This is a genomic window from Bacillus cereus group sp. MYBK101-2 (assembly GCF_051918845.1).
GTDB classification, from domain to species: Bacteria; Bacillota; Bacilli; order Bacillales; family Bacillaceae_G; genus Bacillus_A; species Bacillus_A paranthracis.
Genome location: NZ_JBQAIE010000002.1, coordinates 633,381 through 650,745, shown reverse-complemented (window position 1 = coordinate 650,745; position 17,365 = coordinate 633,381). Strand labels below are relative to the sequence as shown.

The following is a 17,365-nucleotide window of genomic DNA, read 5'->3' as shown; positions in this document are numbered from 1 at the left end:
CTTATTGAAATACTTTCTTAAATTGTTTTCCTATTTCATCTTGTTCTTTCTCAACTGTTTTCCAATCAATATGTAATACTGGAATCTCTTCCACATTCGGTCTATTTTCCGCTTTTATATCTGTTCTACCGGGTAATAAATACGCTTTAGAAATTTGTTTTTGTACATCATCTGATAATAAATAATCAATAAACTCTTTTGCACCTTTTACATTTGTACTATCCTTCATAATACCTGCTGCACGTGGACTAATAACTGTTCCGCTTTTTGGATAAACAATATCAACTGGTTCACCCTTTGCTTTTGCACTGTACGTCATATAATCAACACCCGCAATGACCATATCTTTTGCTCCTGTTACAACTGGATCTAACGCTTCTTGGTTTGCCCCTGCTACTGTAACTTCATTTTTCTTAAGCTGTTCAAATAAATTCCATCCATCTTTTCCATTCTTTTTCACATATCCTGTCACAAAGTCTAAAGCTGAACCTGAAAGTGCTGGATCTGGAAGATTCACTTTCCCTTTCCATTCTCCTTTTGTTATATCGCTCCAATCTTCAGGCGCTGTCTTCACATTTTTTGTGTTATACACAATTCCTAACGCTGAAGCACTATATCCAAAATAATGTCCTTTATCATCCGACCATTCAGAACGAAGCTTATCAGCTTGTTTCGCTTCTTTATAAGCTAACGTTTGTCCATCTTTTTTTAATCCTTCCATCGCTGGTAAAGATGCAAGTACGACTACGTCAACGACTGGATTTTTCTTTTCGGCTTCCATTCGCGCTAAAATTTTACCTGTTGTTCCTTGAAACATTTCCACTTTTATACCCGTTTTCTTTTCAAAGTCCTTTTGAATTTTTTCTGCTAATCCTTTTGGTCCTGCACTATATACAACAATCTTCTTTTCATTCGTAGTTTTACTTTTTGCATCTGCATTACCTGTCTTTGAACTACACCCTGTTACTACGGCAGAAAATAATAAAGTACATACAAATAACGACTTAAGCGAACTGAATTTCTTCATACGATTCTCCCCCTATATGGTGAATACATTTTTTCGGTACATATAACGATACTGGCTTTCCGATGCTTAGCTTACTATTGTGATAAGCTGTCCATATTCCGAGTGTCCCCATATTTACTTTCACTTCATAACGCTCTCCTACATATGTAACGTTCTGGATTTCACCTGTATACATTTCACACACTTCATTTTTTGTCCAGCTCACATGCTCTGGACGAACCATTTGTTTCCCCTCTACAAGCCAATTTGCCTTACCAACAAATTTTGCAACAAATTCATGAGATGGCTTCACATAAATATCTTCTGGTGTTCCTTTTTGTAATACTTCTCCTTGTTTCATGACAATAATTTGGTCTGACATTGACATCGCTTCTGTTTGATCGTGGGTTACATACAATGCCGTTAAACCAATGGAATGAACGATATCCATAAGCTCTAACCGCATTTCTTCTCGCAAAATTGCATCGAGTGCACTGAGCGGTTCATCAAACAAAATGAAATGTGGCTTCGTTACAATCGCTCTCGCAAATGCGACACGTTGTTGCTGTCCGCCAGAAAGTTCATGCGGATAACGTTTCTCCATTCCTTGCAAGCGAACTCGCTTTATTGCCTCTTCTACTTTTTCCCGTAATTGATTCGTTTGCTTTGTAGCTCTTAAACCAAATGCAACATTTTCAAATACAGTCATGTGTGGCCATAAAGCAAAATCTTGAAATACCATACCTATATTACGTTCATGAGGAGATGTTTTTATTTTTTTAGAAGAAGAATACATGCACGTATCTCCAAAATATATTTCACCTTTATCTGGCTCTTCCAGTCCTGCAATCATTCTAAGTAAAGTCGTTTTCCCGCATCCAGAAGGTCCTAAAAGTGTGGTGAATTCACCTTGTTTCATAACAATTTGTAACGACTTTAACGCTTGTACTTTTCCAAATGATTTTTCTAATCCACTAATTTTAATATCCATCGTTTCACCTCTCTCCCCTCACTCTTAACCTGCTTTCATTCTATATGGAAGATTTATACTGAATGTTAATGTACTGTAAAGATTAAATTAAAAAACTTCTAATAAACTATTTATTTCTATAGATTTTTTCTATAGTTAAAATAAAAAAGGCGGCAATTCATAATGAATCTCTTAAAATTAGAAATTGTAGTGCTTATTAAGAAATACAAAAAGCTTACGATCGTTGCAGAAAAACTAGGTGTTAAACAACCTACTATTACATTCCATATAAAAAGCTTAGAAGAGGAACTCGGTGTATCTTTATTCGAATTACGTTCGGGAAGGTATTTCTTAACAGAGGCTGGTGAGGCGTTGCATCATTATGCTTGTAAAATAGATGCACTTATGAAAGAGGCTAGACGGGTCACGCAAGAGTTTAAAGATTTTCATAAAGGCGCTATAACAATTGGCGCTAGCTATGTACCAGCGACTTATCTTTTACCAGAAATTGTATATCAATTTCAATGTGAATTTCCAAATATAAAAATAACACTCATGGTAAAAACAGCTCCTGAAATTCGAACGATGCTACAAAATCATGAAATTGATCTCGATGTAATTTCCGCAGCACCGTTTGATGAATCATCTTTAAAACAGACGAATGTAATGCCTGATACACTTGTTCTTGCTTTCTCCAAAGAACATCATTTTTCAAAGAAAGAAAATCTATCATTACAAGATATCGAAAAGGAACGCATATTACTACATCGTAATCCATCTACAACGAGAGATTTACTTACAAAATGGATGTTAGCTCATAACATTACATTCCAATCAGAAATTGAATTAGATTCATTAGAAACGATGAAACAAATTTTAAAATACGGTAATGGGGTTGCCTTTATTTCTAAACTTGCTATTGAACAAGAAGTACAACGAAATGAACTACGCTACATACCGATCCCTGAATTTGAATTTCAACGTAACATTTATACGATTCATCATGAGGACAGGTGGAATTCTAAAATTATTTCTTTTTTACTACATAACATCACTTCTTATGCAACAAAAAATTAAAAGACTGTCGCTTTACACGACAGTCTTTTAAGCTATAACTCTATTTATTTTTCTTCGCTTCAATTTTTGCTTGTGCCTCTTCAGCCTTATCTAATGCTTCTGAAACTTTTTTCTCTTTTTCTTTCACATCATCTATACTATCGACAGCTTTAATAAGTTTATCAATTCCTTCTTCTTCTACTTTTCTACGCTTTGCTACTCTTTCATTCACTTTCTCTTCTACATCTTTTGCTTTTTGAAGCATATTTTCGGCATTTGATGTTACAGCTGTTTCAAGCGCATCGTCTTTTTTCATTTGTAACACTTCATTTGCAATGTCTTTCGCTTCTAAATACTTACCGTCTTTTAATGCCGTTGCTCCGTGATCCATTTTCTCGGCTATTTCTTTATATGATTTCGCTTCATTTCCTGATTTCTCTTTTTCTGCTTTTTCAAACCACATTGTTGCATCACTATATTTTTCATCTTTCAATGATTGCATACCTGTTTCAATATATGTGTCATAATTGCTACATCCAGCCATTACGACTAATAGAAAAAGCATAACAAAACTTAATTTTTTCATGCTGTTGTCTCCTTTTCTTTGCCTGCTCACTATACTGTAACATACATGAAAAAGAGTTTCAAAAACTAAAATACTAATTTGGTCATTTTTATTATGTTCTTGTTTTTAAGCCGACACATCCACTTGTTTTTTCGCCATATGTTGCCTTACTCCAACTAATACAACTAACAATAAACCTCCGCCTATTGTCATCATAACAATGCTAGTTGGCAACATGTCTAACAATAATCCATATACAATCATACCGAGCGGTGCGATTGCAGTCGCAATTGTTTCAAGTAGGCCAAATACACGCCCTAAGTAGCTCGGATCTGTCGTCTTTTGCATATGTACTTGCATCGGAATATTGACAACCATAATTGCTATACCAGTTAACATCATGAAAGCAATATAGTAAATAAAACTTGCTACTTTTGGAATGGTAACTAACAACGGGAATACTGTACATAAACTTAAACCTGCAAACAAAAACAGTCCAGTATAAATAGAACGAAACGGATTATTCACTTCTTTACGCACTGATAAAGTAATCGCACCCATTAGCATTCCGACTGCTAACATTCCCTCTACAGTTCCGAGTTGCTTTGAAGATAAATGCAATGTACGTATGATAATGTATGGCAGTGCAACGGTTAGCCCACAAGCAAAAAAGTTTACCCACAATGCTATTTTCATTAAACCATATATTTCATGTTGTCGTTTTACATATGAAAAACCTTCTTTTATACTCGTCAAGAAATGCTCTTTACTCTCAGCCACTTCTTTTTTATATAAATCAAATACAATAAACAATTGCAAAATAACCGCTAAAAAGAACGTAATACTATTTAACAAAAAGAACGACTGAATTGAAAAGAAACCAAATATTACTCCGCCAATAATTGGTCCTAAAATATTTGATAAAGAAGCTGCCGTTTGATTTAAAGCACTCGCTTTTTGAATACGCCCCTCATCTACTAAATTAGGAATAGACGAAGTTAATGCAACAGAATAAAAACTTGCACAAATTGATAATAATGCTGCTGAAATATAAATAAAAAGAAGTGATGGTCCAAATATAGTAGCAAGGATAAACATGATAAGCATCGTTAAACTACTTAATAAATCAGTACCAATGACAAGCCATTTTCGATTCACACGGTCAGCTACAGCACCCGCAATCGGCCCACAAATCATCCTTGGAAGTGATCCGCAAACGAGCGTAGTAGCAAACCCCATCCCTGAACCAGTTGTCTTTAATACGTATAACCCCATTGCGAACGTATAAATACCTGCGCCTAATAAAGACGTCATTTTTCCAATCATCATTAAAATGATATTTCTCGTTGCAATCTTCATTCTTGAATCATTTTGATCTATACTTACATCTTCCATTCTGACACTCTCCCCTTAAAAGTTAAATTGTGTTAAACTTATTATATAATCAACTTTCCAATTATTACAACAAAAAAGTTTAATTGTATTTAACTTTTTGATTATAAAGGAGCTACAATATGGCAACTCTCGGCGAAAAAATTAAAGCATTACGTAAAGAAAAAAAACTTACACAAACTGAACTAGCAGGTTCAGAATTGACAAAAAGTATGCTTAGTCAAATTGAAAATGGAAAAGCTACACCTTCTATGAAAACGTTACAATATATTGCAGAAAAACTTGAATGTGAACCGAGCTTTTTATTAGAAGAAGATGAAGGAAAAATTGTAGAACTCATTCAAAAAATGGAGCCACTAATAAAGGCAAATGGCGACGAAGTATACAAAACTTTACTACCTATCGTTCAAACAGATTTACCTCCAACTTTAAATACAGCACGTTTATATAAACAGTTCATAACTGGAGCGGCTATTATGAACGATTATAATATTGAATATTACGTTGAAGCAGCTGTTTCTATATTTGAAAAATATACTTTGTATCGCGAAAGTACTGAAACGAAACTACTGTTTTACTATATGCTCTTCAAGCAGAAAAAATATAAAGAATGTTTACAGATGATCGCCACAATTCGTGATGAATATAAAGCGAAGAATTTAGAAATGGATCTTATTACACATATACAACTATACTTAAAAGAAGCAATTATTTTACTCGCATATGGCAATTATGAAAAATGTGAAAAAGTCATTTTAGATGCACTTGCATTTTCAAAAAAACATCAAGTGTATTATAAAACAGATGAATTTTATCGCATTTTATCTTATCAAAAAATCATCACAACTGATAAAGAACAATATTTATATTACATAAAAAAATCGGAGCAATTTGCCATTTTTACAGAAGATACTTTATCCGCTGCAAATATAGATATATTAAAAGCTTATTACTACAACACTATTACGAATGAATATACAATCGCATTAGAACATCTAGAACAATTTCGAGAAAAACTAAAAAATGATCCAATTTTCCAAGACGACGGACTGTATTATCTTGAAAAAGGAAAATCTTTGTATGGTTTAAAACGTTATAAGGAAGCTTTGGAAGCATTAAAACACGCTACCATACCAGATTATATGAGTCATCCACTTGATCAATCGTGGTTATTAACAGCTGGATCTTATCGTGCCCTTTGCTATATAGAACTTCAAGATAAAAAATCTGCCTTAAAAGAGGCAAAAGAAGCCGTTCAAACAATAGATAGCTATCCTGATTCGATCTTCTCTTCATTTATTAAAGAAACATTACAAATAATACAAAAACTTTAAGAATGTCTCGAAATGGTATATTATTCCTCTTTTTTAGCAAAGATAATAATGATGGGAGGAATATAAATGAATATTCAACGTGCAAAAGAGCTTTCTGTGTCAGCAGAGCAAGCGAATGTTAGTTTTCAAGGCATGCCTGTTATGATTCAACACGTCGACGAGAGCAATGAAACCGCCCGCATATATGAAGTAAAAAACCCAGGACGCGAATTAACAGTTCCAGTTAATAGCCTAGAGGAAATATAAGAAATGCCACTTCATTTTTTTTGAAGTGGCATTTTTCTTTTTTTAGATTACTTATTATACATTTCCTCTATCTTCTATTTTACAGAAGCTGAAAAAATAAGAATTTTCTACTTCTTTTCTTTTTGTGACCTGCTAAAATACAAACTATGGATTAATTATTCACACTATACATTAAGGGGGAAAAATAATGGCATCTAATGTAGAAAAAAACAATTCTTATTATGCAGTTATATTCACTTCCAATTTATCTAATGATACAGCAGATTATAGTACAGTTGCCGATAAAATGGAGGAACTCGCAAAGCAGCAACCTGGATTTCTAGGTGTAGAAAGTGCGCGAGATCATGCAGGGCTTGGAATCACAATTTCTTATTGGGAATCACTTGAAGCAATTGAAAATTGGAAACAGAACGTCTTACATAAAGAAGCGAAAAAAAGAGGTCGTGAGCAATGGTACGAAAACTTCCACCTACGTATCTGCCTTGTTGAGAAAGAATTTAAGTTTCATAGAGGTACTTTGTAGATATGAAGAAAAAATTAGCTCTCATTGCTGTTCATGAAATATATGGTGTGAACGATCATATGCATCATGTTACTGACCACTTCACTTCATCTCATATAGATGTATTCTGTCCTAATCTGCTACAATCACAACATGCATTTCCTTATAGTGATGAAGAAAAAGCATATCATTTTTTTATGAATCATATTGGATTTGAAGATGGAAAAAAGCAAATTGAAACATTCATTACTCATCTTTCTAGTCGTTACACACATATTGGACTTATCGGCTTTAGTGTTGGTGCTACCATCTCATGGCTATGTAGTAACAATCCGAACATAGATTTTATTATCGGATGCTACGGTTCCCGTATACGTGACTATATTCATATGAAACCAACATGTGCTACCTTACTTATATTCCCTGAAAAAGAAGCTAGTTTTTCAGTATCCTCTTTCATTCAATCGTTGCAGCAACAAAAGAACCCTTTATTAGAAATACAGCAACTACCCGGTGAACATGGTTTTCTAAATCCGTACACTGAAAAATATAACGGGCACTCTACAAAACAAGCATATAATTTAATAGATTCATTTCTTGTAAAAAACACTCTTATAAAGGAGATGTAAATGACACTTACATTACTCTTACTTATTTTCATATTCATTGCCTTTTTCTCAGCGCTAACTATTATTTTAGCAACTGTAAAAAAGGGGGATTTTTCCAAACGTCCCTACTTACAATCTATTATCGTTTGCATTTTATTTTTTACAAATTGGATTTTATATTTATCAACTTTTTATGCGTTACTTCCCGAGAAAATTAGCGAGTTCCTATTTCTTCCTATTTGGTTTTTCCTTTGTATATTAGGTTTTATCACTTTCTGGCGCGAATGGAGAAACAACCGTGTGTTCTCCATATGTATCGGTTTTCTTTCCTTTATTAGTTTTTTATTTGGGTTATTGTTGTTAGTTCTTTCGGGGATGTGACTGTTATAAAGAGGATAAAAATCCTCTTTATAACAGTTTTTTTCGTTCCATAACGAAAGGAATTATTAAATAAAGAGCGTAAGCAATCACCATCCAAATGGTAAATGATATAATTTGCTGTGAGGAGAATTGTGAGAATAGATTAGAAGAATTATATAAAATGTAAGTATCTAAAATTAAACCGATTGCTGTACCGCATATACCTAACTTAATTACTGCATATTTTGTAGTATCTAGTCTTTTGTATAACCACATTACAAAGTATAAAGCTATCGCTGTTGCTAATTCAAGAAACGTCAATTGTAGAAGAAATCTATTTGAAGTGTATTCTAATAAAACAGAAGAACCGAAAATAATGAAGAACGCTGAGGCAAAAAACCAAACGCCGATAGAAAATAAAATAGTGAGCCAAAGTTTATTATTCATTACCATTACCTCCCTTTTGTAGCTCTATGAACTTTTCCAATAACAGGTGCAACTCACCATATACTTTGTCGCTAGAAAAAGATGGATTGAATAAGGCTTGCAAGGCCAATCCATCAATTAATGCATTACATAAAACACTCCACGTTTCAGTTGAAATTTGAGATGTCATTGTACCTCCTATATTTTTATTTAACACTCTTGTTAATTGTTGGTTTTCATAATGTAACAATCCACCAATTTTATTTTTCATCGCATCATTTTGTAATCCACTAGCTACTAATTGAAAAAACAAATGATGATACATTGAATCTTTCACACATCTACTTTCGGCAGACTGCAAAGCCTTTTCTAACTGTACATCCTTTCCTATTTGTTCCCACGACGCTTTACAAAACGATTCAGTTACTTCCAGTAATAATTGATCTTTCGTTTTAAAATGATAATATACGGTACCTTGTGTAACTTGAGCACTCTCTGCAACTGCTTTTAATGTCAACTTTTCCATCCCATGCTCTGCAATAATTTTTTTTGCTGCTTCCAGTAACTTCTCTTTATTAACAACATTCGGTTTTGCCATTTCTATAACCACCCTTTAAGTTAGTTAAATAACTAACTTAAATTATACAGAAAAATCAGATAAAACAAAAGGAAGAAAAGCCAACTTTCAACTTTTCTTCCTTTTATGTTTACCTTTAGATTTCACTGTCACTGATTCACAAGGTGTGTAATAAATTTGAGGTGTCGCCCTATCAACAAACATCATAAACGTAATAAAGCCGATAATAAAGAAAATAAACAACGTTAATAAAATTGCTCCTATCGTTAAAAGTATCATAACACCACCCCTATATTTTTCATGTTATTACACTTTTCGCTATTATATGAGCGTAATCCTTTTTAGAAAAAGAAACGTAACAAAATAATCACAATCACTCCCGTTAATACTGTACCTAATAAACTACGAGTATATATCGCTACAAGAAATGTTGGAATTGCTGCGATCAGGTAATCCCACTGCATCGTCTCATGCATAAATAAAACTTGTGCTAAAAGTGCTGCTAATATCGCAATTGGTATATAATTTAACCATTTTAAACCCCAGTCTGGAATTTGTAGTTTGCTAAATACGAGTAGAGGTAAAATACGTGGCACGAGTGTAACAGCTCCTGCTGCTAATAAAAGTAATATTACGTCTAATCTCATTTCCATTTTTCAATCACCACTCCAATCGTCGCAGCTAGTAATGTTGCGATAATAACCGCTATACTATCTGGCATAAATAAGTGTGAAACGTATGCAAGTATAATCGCTATAATTGCAACAGTAAGATGAATTGCTAGCTTCGGTTTACTACTTATAAGCTGAAGTACAAATAACCCGATAAACATCGCTGGTAATGCATAATCCATCCCGTACGTATGCGGATCTGGTATCCACTCACCAAATAGCCCACCGATAATAGTAGCAAGAATCCAGTTTAAATAAGCCGTTACATTTAGCCCAATCATCCATCTTTCGCCTAAATATCCTTTTTGCGCTGCATGCTGTACTGCAACTCCGAACGTTTCATCTGTAATTTGCGAACCGATTAGTAAGTTTTTAAATAGAGGCAGTTTCGTAAAGTACGGCGCAAGTGCAGCACTCATAAGAAGGTGGCGTAAGTTAACAAAAAATACAGTAAAAATAATTGCGGAAGCAGGAGCACCAGCTGCATACATACCAGCTAATATAAATTGGGCAGAACCTGCATAAATTAAAGTGGACATAAACGCAATTTCAATGATGGAGAAACCAGCTGTTTTTGCAATTACGCCAGCTGCTATACCGATGCTCAAATAACCAAATACAGTTGGTAAACAATCTTTTACTCCTTGCTGAAATGTATCATCGCTTTGCAAAGCTACATGTGCCTCAGCTTTACTCATCCTTATCATCCTCCAGTCCTTCTAAAGTTCGTTTTCCTGTTACAACATGAACTAAATCTATATTTTCACGCCATAACGTATCTAACTTATCAGCTCCAAATTCCTTCGTGATTTCTTCAACCATAATATCGTGCCGCACATACTCTGTAGCAACGAGAACTAATGCTGGGTCATACGTTGTAACAGCCCACGAAGTGCTATCATTTGTGAAGTTCGCAATTAATACTTCTTCCCCGTCACGCGCGATTACAGTTAAATGACCACCCATTCTCTTTTCAACAACGTGGGGCGTCATATAATTATGGTGAAACGTCGCTCCTATTTTTGTTTCTGGAGCGCCAAATAAGATGGAAAATATATGTACACCTTCCTCTTCCTTTTGATGAATGTACGGCTCAATTTCATGCACTTGATCTTCCCATACAGAAATCCATAACTCTTCCTTCGCTCTATTAATTATATTGCATATTTCTTTTAAAACACGATCATTTGAGCGAATATGCGAAATTACATCTATTTGTCGCTCTTGTTCTAAACCATTTAATTTCTGGTCTAAAAATTCAAAGGACTTTTCAAAGTCTTTTCGCATTCGATTCATTAATTCTGTAGCTGGTACTGGTACATATTTCACTGGTTCAGAAGGTACAATATGTACCGCTCCTTTGTCCATTAACTTACCGAGTACCTCGTAAATCATAGAACGAGGTACTCCTGTTTGTTTACTCACTTCATACCCAGTTACTGGGGAATGTTTTAGTAATCCAATATACGCTTTACATTCGTACTGGGAAAAACCTAATTTTTGTAATTCCTTTATAATTTCATCCATTAGTACTCCTCACAATCTAAATCGCTCTAACTTCAAAGCGACGATTTTGTTTCCCTTTACTTTTTACTTTATCAATAACAAGTGTTCCTATTTCACTCGTATTTTTCACATGTGTGCCTCCACAAGCTTGTTCGTCTAAATTTTCAATTGTAACAATGCGGATTTCTTGTATAGTAGTTGGCAGGAGGTTTATTGCGGTCTTAATCATTCCTACAGCATTTTCTGCTTCTTCGCGGCTCATATAACGAGTAGAAATTTCTTTATTTTGTTTAATAAGTTTATTCACTTCCTTAACAATTTCTTCTACTTCCACGCTCGATAACTCTTGTAACTCATTAAAATCGATACGTGCTTTATCAGGGTAAATTTGATTTCCAGTGCATAGAGCTCCATACTTTTCATAAACGACAGCTCCGATAAGATGCAGTAAAGAATGATGCCGCATTAAATTATGACGTCTTTCCCAATTAATCTCTAATTTAACGGGACCTAATTTTACTTGAGCTCCATCTTTTATATAGTGAACTATTTCTCCCTGCTCCTTCTTTACTTTTTGAACTTCAAATACAGACCCGTCTTGTACAATGACACCCGTATCACATTCCTGCCCTCCACCAGTTGGATAAAAAACTGTTTCTTTTACAAATACTTTATTCCCTTCTACTTTTATCACTTCTGTTTCGCAACTCGTTTTGTATGCATCTTCTAAATATAATGCCGTTGTCATACTCTCACCTCTTTAGTAGTTATAATTATACCTACTAATATAAAAAAGAAGCTCTATAAAGTCAATTGATAATTCTGAAATTTAAAACTAATAAAAGACTCCTTTATTAGGAGCCTCCTATCTCAATATTTCATTCGCTTCTTTTTCATAAATTTTATCAAATGAAGTCATAACACGTTGTGACGCTGAAATCATTCTTTGATCCGTCATAAGATCTGCCATCTCTTTCGTCATATCTACATTTGAATTTTCTAGCATATGATTTTTCACTAATCCTGTTCCGTTCGGTAAATCAGCAATGTTTCCTTCTGCTAGTGTAAAGCTTTTGTTCTCTCTTTGCATTAGACGAGAATTCGCTTCTGCATCTACCGTTTTTGTTTGCAGGCGAGCAATATTATTTTGTGTTCCCTCATCATATAATGTACCATCTGCTTGTACAGCGATCTTCGCTCCTTCTGGAATACGAACACGTTCATTATTTACATCCATAACATAGGCACCAGATGATGTTTGCAAGTAACGATCACTATTTATTGTAAAACTACCATCTCTCGTTAAAAACGTTTCATCGTTTTTAGATGTAACGAAAAATGATGTTGTACCGTTTGCACCGTCATCTAAAAAGAAATCTGTAGCACTATTTGTCATTTGTATATTTCCTTGCACTAAGTTCACATGCGTTGCGGCTGGTACTACAGCGTAATCGACCGAACCGATATTTGTTACAGCACCATCTCCGCGGCGATATGTGTCTTGTACATCAAATACTTTTGAAGTCATATTTTCTGCTTTAAATCCTGTCGTTTGGGCATTTGCAACGTTATTTGAATGAACATTAATACGCTGCATGTAATTCATCATACCCATAGAACCTATATAAAGACCGTTCATACTCGTTTGAATAAGGCAGTTGCCTTATCCTTCACCTCTTTTCTATGATGTTTGCAACATTTGTTTCGCTAAATGTTCCGCTGTAGCGATATGTATGTTTTTCTTTACGTCTTGTCCGTCTGTCATTAATACAATAGGAGCTGATGATACTGCTGGAATTTTCAACAATTCACCACTACTTGCCGTTTCATCAAATTTCGTAAAGACGATACCATCAATATGAATATCTTTAAAGTTCGTAATGATTTCGATCATGTCTTTACTTTTCATCGAAGCTGATAACGTTAAACAAATATAATCTGGCTCTACTTGTCCCATCGTTTCAATCATTTCTTCCACAGTTTCTGACGCACGATAATTTTTCCCAGCTGTATCAATTAAAATATAATCGACGCGCGCTTCTTCTTTAAAATACGTAAGCGCTCTTGTCATTGCAGCTTCATCACGCACAGCGATTACTTCAAATCCAATTGTCTTTACGTAATCTTGCAGTTGCTGTACTGTCCCAATGCGCGAATGGTCTGTCGTAATAAAACCAACCGTTTTTTTCATACCGTGAAATTGCCACGCCATTTTCGCAAGTGTCGTCGTTTTTCCAACACCAGTTGGACCGATTAATGCAATTGTTTGTACTTCTTTTTCAAATACATTTTCCGTATTGAAATGAGAGCTCATATCTTCCAATATATATTCGATTACTTCTTCTTCTGTAATCATCGTTGCACTTTCAAACTTCACTTTTAACTTTTCAGCATATGCGTGAATGAAGTATTGTTCTACATCGTTTTGTTCTAGCATGCGAATTACTTTTTGAATAATAAATGGTACAGATTCTTGCTTTTCTTTTTTTACAACCACTTCTTCTTTCTTGACAGGAACGACTTTTTTCACAGCTTTTTGCTTTTTCGTTACTTTCGTTTCTTCCGTCTGTCTCACAACGACGATACCTTTTTCAAACAGCTTTAATAGCTTCTCTTTCTTTCTTGCCCATTCTTCACTATTTCCTGTTTGCATCGCCGCATATGACATAGGAGTCGTCACGTTTTCTAAATTGTGCAGTACCGATTGAATTCCGTTCGCCTTCACAATTTGTTCTGAAGGGTCATTCACAACATCCATTAACTGTTCATGAAATTGCGCTGTTCCTTCGTTCACTTCTTCCTGTTTATCCTCTGGAAAAGCAACTAACATTTCATAATTCTTTTTCCAAAAAAACGGGATATTTCGTTTTACACTTTCATCGACAACGTAATAATAATCTGTACCATATTGGTCAAATAACTTTCGATACAATTCATTTTTCGAAGCTGCTTTTATTCGCATTAACGCTTCTTTCTTTTCTGTACTTTCCATTACTTCACCCCCTACTATTCAATATAGGCAATTTGATCTACAACAATTTCTGGTGCTAATTCACTAATACAAAGTACTTGCGCTTCTACTTGATAACGCTCAAGAAGTCTTACAATCGCAAACCTGAAATCTTTTCTACGCGTTAATAATACTGGTTCTCTTCCCATTAACCTCGCTTGTTTCAATACGCGTTGTACTTGCTCAACGACTCGCGTTTCTAAATCTAAATCCCAGTTTAATAAATAACCTTGATAAGAATTGTTCACAACGTCTGCATCTAACTCAATTGAATCTGAGAAGAGCGCCGCATATATTTTCCCGTCAGGATTTTTCGCATTTTCACAAATCACTTTTGAAATACATTCACGGACGAATGACGTTACACCGTCAACATGATTTTGATAAATTTCTTTTCCGTCAATAATACCTTCAATAATAGTTGGTAAATCACGAATAGAAATACCTTCTTTTAGCAATTGTTTAATAACATTTTGAACGAGTGATAAATCAATTTCTTTCTTCTTAATCTCTTCTAATAAAACGCCGTTATCATTTTCAAGTGAGTTAATTAAGTCTTTTACATGTTGACGCTGAATTAACTCATGAAGATTACGTCTAACGACAACATCTAAATGTGTAATTAATATGCTAAGTGGCTCTAATACTTGATAGCCTTTCATTTGTGCATCTTGTACCATATGCTCTAAAATCCAATATCCATCCTCGCCAAAAATTGGATCTTTCGCTGGTTCTGCATCTAAATCGGCCATTACATTCGGTGTTTTCAGTGCTAATAAATAACCTGATTTTAAAACTCCTTCAGCTGCCTTCGCACCTTTAATACGAATAATGTATCGTCCGCGTGGTCTAAAACTCGTATTATCTTTAAAGTTAATTCCAGGAACGTTAATACCAAGGTCAGTAATAATCGACTTCCTCATAAGAACAACTTTATCACGAGCTGTTTCCCCGTTAATTTTCTGCTTTACAAGTGCTGCTAAATCTAAGCCGAGTTCTACAATAATTGGATATTTATCTGTAAATACGCCAAATGAATCTTCCACTTGTTGCAGTTGCTCATCTTCGCCTTGAATCATTTCTAATTCTTTTTGAAGCTCATCTTCTTTTTCTTTCTTCATTCGGTTTTTATTTCGAATTCCTAAGAAGATAATTGTTCCACCAACGAGTGCGAACGGTAGAAATGGTAGCGGAGTAAAAATACCCATTGCGATAAATAAACCACCAAGCGCATATACAACGACTTCATGCGCTAATAACTCTTTAAAGATACCTTCCGTTACTGTATCCGGTGAACCGTCAAATACACGAGTTACGATAATACCAGTTGAAATCGCAAGCATAAGCGATCCAATTTGGTTTACAATCCCGTCACCGACAGTTAACTGTGTGTAATGAAGAGCTGCTTCACCAAAGCTCATGCCCTGCTGCATCATACCAACAATTAAACCGAAAATAATGTTTACGAATAAAATGACGATCCCGAAAATAACGTCCCCTTTAATGAACTTTCCAGCACCGTCCATCGCTCCGTAAAACTCTGTTTCCATATTTAATTTTTTTCGTTTTGCTTGTGCATCTTTTTCTGAAATAATACGCTGGTTTAAATCAGCATCGATCGACATTTGTTTCCCTGGTAAAGAATCAAGTGTAAAACGAGCTGCAACTTCAGCTGTACGAGATGCACCGTTTGCAACGATAAACTGGAATATGATTAATACTGTAAAAATAACGATACCAATTAATAAGTTCCCGCCAATTACGAATTGACCGAACTCTTCAATAACATGTCCGGCATTTCCGTTTGTCAAAATCGCTCGCGTCGTCGATACGTTAATCGATACACGGAAAATCCCGATTAATAACAACATCGTCGGAAATGACTTTAATTCATCCCACTCGTTAATACTTGTCGCTCGCATATAAATAAGCACTGACATACTTAGTAGAAAAACGATAATGATATCAAGTATAAATGGTGGAAGTGGAATTAAGAGCGCCACTACGAATGACGCTGCTAAAAAGATAGAAAAATAGGTTCTTGCAGAATCTATCTTAAACAAAGAGATCTCCTCCAAACGCGCTATTATACTTCAAGTTCGTTCGTTTGAATTAAATAGCGCATAACTTCAATTACAGCTACGTATAAATCTTCTGGAATCGTCTCATCTTCCTCGACTTGATAATATAAAGAACGAGCAAGTGGACGGTTTTCCACCATCGGTATTTCTTGTTCACGGGCAAGTGTTCGTATATATAATGCGAGTTCATCTTCCCCTTTTGCAACGACAATTGGTGCTGCATCGATGTGTTTATTGTACCGAAGTACGACTGAAATATGAGTCGGGTTATTTACAATAAACGTTGCACCATCCATCTTCTTCGCAATTGTTCCTTGCAAAATCGCATGCATAAAGTTTTTTCGTTTTCCCTTTACTTGCGGGTCCCCTTCATTATCTTTATGCTCTTGTTTTACTTCTTCTTTTTTCATCTTAATATCTTGTTCGTACTCCCACTTTTGATAAATGAAATCAATAATAGAAAGAACAATTAATATAATTAAAATAGCTAAAAAGATAAATTTAATTTGTCTTATAATTTCAGTAAGTGACGCAGTCCAATTAAATCCAATCATACTCACGATTTTCTCTAAATTCTTTTTAAAGAGAACGTAAGCAACGTAACCGATTAATCCCATATAAAACAGTGATTTCAAAATATCTACTAAACTTTTACGACTAAACAATCTTGTAAAATAGTTTTTTGGGTTAATACGTGACGCTTTCGGCTTAATAACTTTAGAAGAAAATAAGAAACCGACTTGAATCATATAATTGAATAAATGAAAAGCGTATACGAGTATTAATATCGGTGCTGATACTTTTAGTAGTAACATCCCCATCATATAAAAATACTCGGTTGAATCTGTATTTTTTCCAATTTGATCAAACAGCACCGATACGGAATTGGCAATCTCAAACCCGAGCCAATCTCCAAAAAAGTAAACGACAACTGCTAATACAAGTATGGAAAATAAATTATTTAAATCTTTACTCCGGGCAATATTCCCTTCTTCACGCGATTTTTTACGCTTCTGCGGGGTGGCCTTTTCTGTTTTATTATCCTTTGCCATGCG

The 17,365-nt window shown here is 34.7% G+C and carries 21 protein-coding genes; 6 read left to right on the top strand and 15 right to left on the bottom strand.

The features are described 5' to 3' along the window. Window position 1: 1 nt before the first annotated feature. The gene (locus tag ACTFSI_RS08745; protein WP_440045329.1) at window positions 2-1,027 is read right to left on the bottom strand and encodes an ABC transporter substrate-binding protein; all 1,026 of its coding nucleotides are present in this window, start codon (window positions 1,025-1,027) and stop codon (window positions 2-4) included. Further along, entirely contained in the window at window positions 1,005-1,997 is a 993-nt protein-coding gene (locus ACTFSI_RS08740) for an ABC transporter ATP-binding protein (RefSeq protein ID WP_440045328.1), read from the bottom strand. Before ACTFSI_RS08740 ends, ACTFSI_RS08745 begins: the two co-directional genes overlap by 23 nt. Before the next feature lie 162 nt (window positions 1,998-2,159). On the opposite strand from ACTFSI_RS08740, the gene ACTFSI_RS08735 reads away from it, so the two are divergent. After that, window positions 2,160-3,053, top strand: a complete 894-nt coding sequence (locus ACTFSI_RS08735; RefSeq protein WP_440045327.1) for a LysR substrate-binding domain-containing protein — start codon at window positions 2,160-2,162, stop codon at window positions 3,051-3,053. A 40-nt stretch (window positions 3,054-3,093) separates the two neighbouring features. Here ACTFSI_RS08735 and ACTFSI_RS08730 read toward each other — a convergent pair whose 3' ends face one another. Together ACTFSI_RS08730 and ACTFSI_RS08725 are read right to left on the bottom strand one after the other, a co-directional pair. After that, window positions 3,094-3,618: a DUF4398 domain-containing protein gene (locus tag ACTFSI_RS08730; RefSeq protein WP_000736427.1), complete on the bottom strand. Its 525-nt coding sequence runs from the start codon at window positions 3,616-3,618 to the stop codon at window positions 3,094-3,096. A 105-nt stretch (window positions 3,619-3,723) separates the two neighbouring features. Then, entirely contained in the window at window positions 3,724-4,992 is a 1,269-nt protein-coding gene (locus ACTFSI_RS08725; RefSeq protein ID WP_270363522.1) for an MFS transporter, read from the bottom strand. 119 nt (window positions 4,993-5,111) lie between these two features. On the opposite strand from ACTFSI_RS08725, the gene ACTFSI_RS08720 reads away from it, so the two are divergent. From ACTFSI_RS08720 to ACTFSI_RS08700, 5 genes are all read left to right on the top strand, one after another. Next, window positions 5,112-6,323, top strand: coding sequence for a helix-turn-helix domain-containing protein (locus tag ACTFSI_RS08720; protein WP_440045326.1), 1,212 nt, complete (start codon window positions 5,112-5,114; stop codon window positions 6,321-6,323). Window positions 6,324-6,389: 66 nt separating this feature from the next. Next, the gene (locus tag ACTFSI_RS08715; protein ID WP_001025740.1) at window positions 6,390-6,569 is read left to right on the top strand and encodes an H-type small acid-soluble spore protein; all 180 of its coding nucleotides are present in this window, start codon (window positions 6,390-6,392) and stop codon (window positions 6,567-6,569) included. A gap of 187 nt (window positions 6,570-6,756) precedes the next feature. Continuing rightward, window positions 6,757-7,092 (top strand): antibiotic biosynthesis monooxygenase family protein, encoded by a 336-nt coding sequence (locus ACTFSI_RS08710; RefSeq protein WP_044790333.1) that lies wholly within the window; start codon window positions 6,757-6,759, stop codon window positions 7,090-7,092. Between the two features lie 2 nt (window positions 7,093-7,094). Beyond that, complete coding sequence (locus tag ACTFSI_RS08705; RefSeq protein ID WP_139895807.1) at window positions 7,095-7,700, top strand: dienelactone hydrolase family protein; 606 nt, start codon at window positions 7,095-7,097, stop codon at window positions 7,698-7,700. Further along, window positions 7,701-8,060: a hypothetical protein gene (locus tag ACTFSI_RS08700; RefSeq protein ID WP_044790335.1), complete on the top strand. Its 360-nt coding sequence runs from the start codon at window positions 7,701-7,703 to the stop codon at window positions 8,058-8,060. Between the two features lie 27 nt (window positions 8,061-8,087). Here the strand turns inward: ACTFSI_RS08700 and ACTFSI_RS08695 are convergent, their stop codons facing one another. The 11 genes from ACTFSI_RS08695 to flhB form a co-directional block, all read right to left on the bottom strand. Next, window positions 8,088-8,486, bottom strand: a complete 399-nt coding sequence (locus ACTFSI_RS08695) for a DUF5367 family protein (RefSeq protein WP_001060578.1) — start codon at window positions 8,484-8,486, stop codon at window positions 8,088-8,090. Beyond that, on the bottom strand, window positions 8,479-9,063 hold the full coding sequence (locus tag ACTFSI_RS08690; protein ID WP_001118314.1) for a TetR/AcrR family transcriptional regulator: 585 nt from the start codon (window positions 9,061-9,063) through the stop codon (window positions 8,479-8,481). The genes ACTFSI_RS08695 and ACTFSI_RS08690 overlap by 8 nt, the downstream gene beginning before the upstream one ends. An 87-nt stretch (window positions 9,064-9,150) precedes the next feature. Continuing rightward, complete coding sequence (locus ACTFSI_RS08685; protein ID WP_000602240.1) at window positions 9,151-9,321, bottom strand: DUF3951 domain-containing protein; 171 nt, start codon at window positions 9,319-9,321, stop codon at window positions 9,151-9,153. Between the two features lie 62 nt (window positions 9,322-9,383). Continuing rightward, window positions 9,384-9,695 (bottom strand): AzlD domain-containing protein, encoded by a 312-nt coding sequence (locus tag ACTFSI_RS08680; protein WP_000425935.1) that lies wholly within the window; start codon window positions 9,693-9,695, stop codon window positions 9,384-9,386. After that, window positions 9,686-10,411 (bottom strand): AzlC family ABC transporter permease, encoded by a 726-nt coding sequence (locus tag ACTFSI_RS08675; RefSeq protein ID WP_000029965.1) that lies wholly within the window; start codon window positions 10,409-10,411, stop codon window positions 9,686-9,688. Before ACTFSI_RS08675 ends, ACTFSI_RS08680 begins: the two co-directional genes overlap by 10 nt. Next, window positions 10,404-11,240 carry a TrmB family transcriptional regulator gene (locus ACTFSI_RS08670; protein ID WP_000343382.1) on the bottom strand — a complete coding sequence of 279 codons (837 nt, stop codon included), beginning with the start codon at window positions 11,238-11,240 and terminating at the stop codon, window positions 10,404-10,406. Before ACTFSI_RS08670 ends, ACTFSI_RS08675 begins: the two co-directional genes overlap by 8 nt. Before the next feature lie 16 nt (window positions 11,241-11,256). Beyond that, window positions 11,257-11,967 carry an alanyl-tRNA editing protein gene (locus ACTFSI_RS08665; RefSeq protein ID WP_440045325.1) on the bottom strand — a complete coding sequence of 237 codons (711 nt, stop codon included), beginning with the start codon at window positions 11,965-11,967 and terminating at the stop codon, window positions 11,257-11,259. A gap of 117 nt (window positions 11,968-12,084) precedes the next feature. Continuing rightward, on the bottom strand, window positions 12,085-12,858 hold the full coding sequence (locus ACTFSI_RS08660; protein ID WP_001013945.1) for a flagellar basal-body rod protein FlgG: 774 nt from the start codon (window positions 12,856-12,858) through the stop codon (window positions 12,085-12,087). A gap of 42 nt (window positions 12,859-12,900) precedes the next feature. Then, window positions 12,901-14,211 (bottom strand): flagellar biosynthesis protein FlhF, encoded by a 1,311-nt coding sequence (flhF, locus tag ACTFSI_RS08655; protein WP_440045324.1) that lies wholly within the window; start codon window positions 14,209-14,211, stop codon window positions 12,901-12,903. A gap of 14 nt (window positions 14,212-14,225) precedes the next feature. Then, complete coding sequence (gene flhA, locus ACTFSI_RS08650; RefSeq protein WP_000472544.1) at window positions 14,226-16,292, bottom strand: flagellar biosynthesis protein FlhA; 2,067 nt, start codon at window positions 16,290-16,292, stop codon at window positions 14,226-14,228. A gap of 23 nt (window positions 16,293-16,315) precedes the next feature. Next, window positions 16,316-17,362: a flagellar type III secretion system protein FlhB gene (gene flhB / locus ACTFSI_RS08645; protein WP_001030106.1), complete on the bottom strand. Its 1,047-nt coding sequence runs from the start codon at window positions 17,360-17,362 to the stop codon at window positions 16,316-16,318. Window positions 17,363-17,365: the final 3 nt, after the last annotated feature.

Excerpts from the sequence above, each read along its gene's own strand:
- ACTFSI_RS08745 (WP_440045329.1), bottom strand. The coding sequence starts at position 1,027 with ATGAAGAAATTCAGTTCGCTTAAGTCGTTATTTGTATGTACTTTATTA.
- ACTFSI_RS08720 (WP_440045326.1), top strand. The coding sequence starts at position 5,112 with ATGGCAACTCTCGGCGAAAAAATTAAAGCATTACGTAAAGAAAAAAAA.
- ACTFSI_RS08670 (WP_000343382.1), bottom strand. The coding sequence starts at position 11,240 with ATGGATGAAATTATAAAGGAATTACAAAAATTAGGTTTTTCCCAGTAC.
- ACTFSI_RS08725 (WP_270363522.1), bottom strand. The coding sequence starts at position 4,992 with ATGGAAGATGTAAGTATAGATCAAAATGATTCAAGAATGAAGATTGCA.
- ACTFSI_RS08735 (WP_440045327.1), top strand. The coding sequence starts at position 2,160 with ATGAATCTCTTAAAATTAGAAATTGTAGTGCTTATTAAGAAATACAAA.
- ACTFSI_RS08685 (WP_000602240.1), bottom strand. The coding sequence starts at position 9,321 with ATGATACTTTTAACGATAGGAGCAATTTTATTAACGTTGTTTATTTTC.
- flhB (WP_001030106.1), bottom strand. The coding sequence starts at position 17,362 with ATGGCAAAGGATAATAAAACAGAAAAGGCCACCCCGCAGAAGCGTAAA.
- ACTFSI_RS08700 (WP_044790335.1), top strand. The coding sequence starts at position 7,701 with ATGACACTTACATTACTCTTACTTATTTTCATATTCATTGCCTTTTTC.
- ACTFSI_RS08740 (WP_440045328.1), bottom strand. The coding sequence starts at position 1,997 with ATGGATATTAAAATTAGTGGATTAGAAAAATCATTTGGAAAAGTACAA.
- ACTFSI_RS08730 (WP_000736427.1), bottom strand. The coding sequence starts at position 3,618 with ATGAAAAAATTAAGTTTTGTTATGCTTTTTCTATTAGTCGTAATGGCT.
- ACTFSI_RS08695 (WP_001060578.1), bottom strand. The coding sequence starts at position 8,486 with ATGAATAATAAACTTTGGCTCACTATTTTATTTTCTATCGGCGTTTGG.
- ACTFSI_RS08715 (WP_001025740.1), top strand. The coding sequence starts at position 6,390 with ATGAATATTCAACGTGCAAAAGAGCTTTCTGTGTCAGCAGAGCAAGCG.
- ACTFSI_RS08690 (WP_001118314.1), bottom strand. The coding sequence starts at position 9,063 with ATGGCAAAACCGAATGTTGTTAATAAAGAGAAGTTACTGGAAGCAGCA.
- ACTFSI_RS08660 (WP_001013945.1), bottom strand. The coding sequence starts at position 12,858 with ATGAACGGTCTTTATATAGGTTCTATGGGTATGATGAATTACATGCAG.
- ACTFSI_RS08680 (WP_000425935.1), bottom strand. The coding sequence starts at position 9,695 with ATGGAAATGAGATTAGACGTAATATTACTTTTATTAGCAGCAGGAGCT.
- ACTFSI_RS08705 (WP_139895807.1), top strand. The coding sequence starts at position 7,095 with ATGAAGAAAAAATTAGCTCTCATTGCTGTTCATGAAATATATGGTGTG.
- ACTFSI_RS08675 (WP_000029965.1), bottom strand. The coding sequence starts at position 10,411 with ATGAGTAAAGCTGAGGCACATGTAGCTTTGCAAAGCGATGATACATTT.
- ACTFSI_RS08665 (WP_440045325.1), bottom strand. The coding sequence starts at position 11,967 with ATGACAACGGCATTATATTTAGAAGATGCATACAAAACGAGTTGCGAA.
- flhF (WP_440045324.1), bottom strand. The coding sequence starts at position 14,211 with ATGGAAAGTACAGAAAAGAAAGAAGCGTTAATGCGAATAAAAGCAGCT.
- ACTFSI_RS08710 (WP_044790333.1), top strand. The coding sequence starts at position 6,757 with ATGGCATCTAATGTAGAAAAAAACAATTCTTATTATGCAGTTATATTC.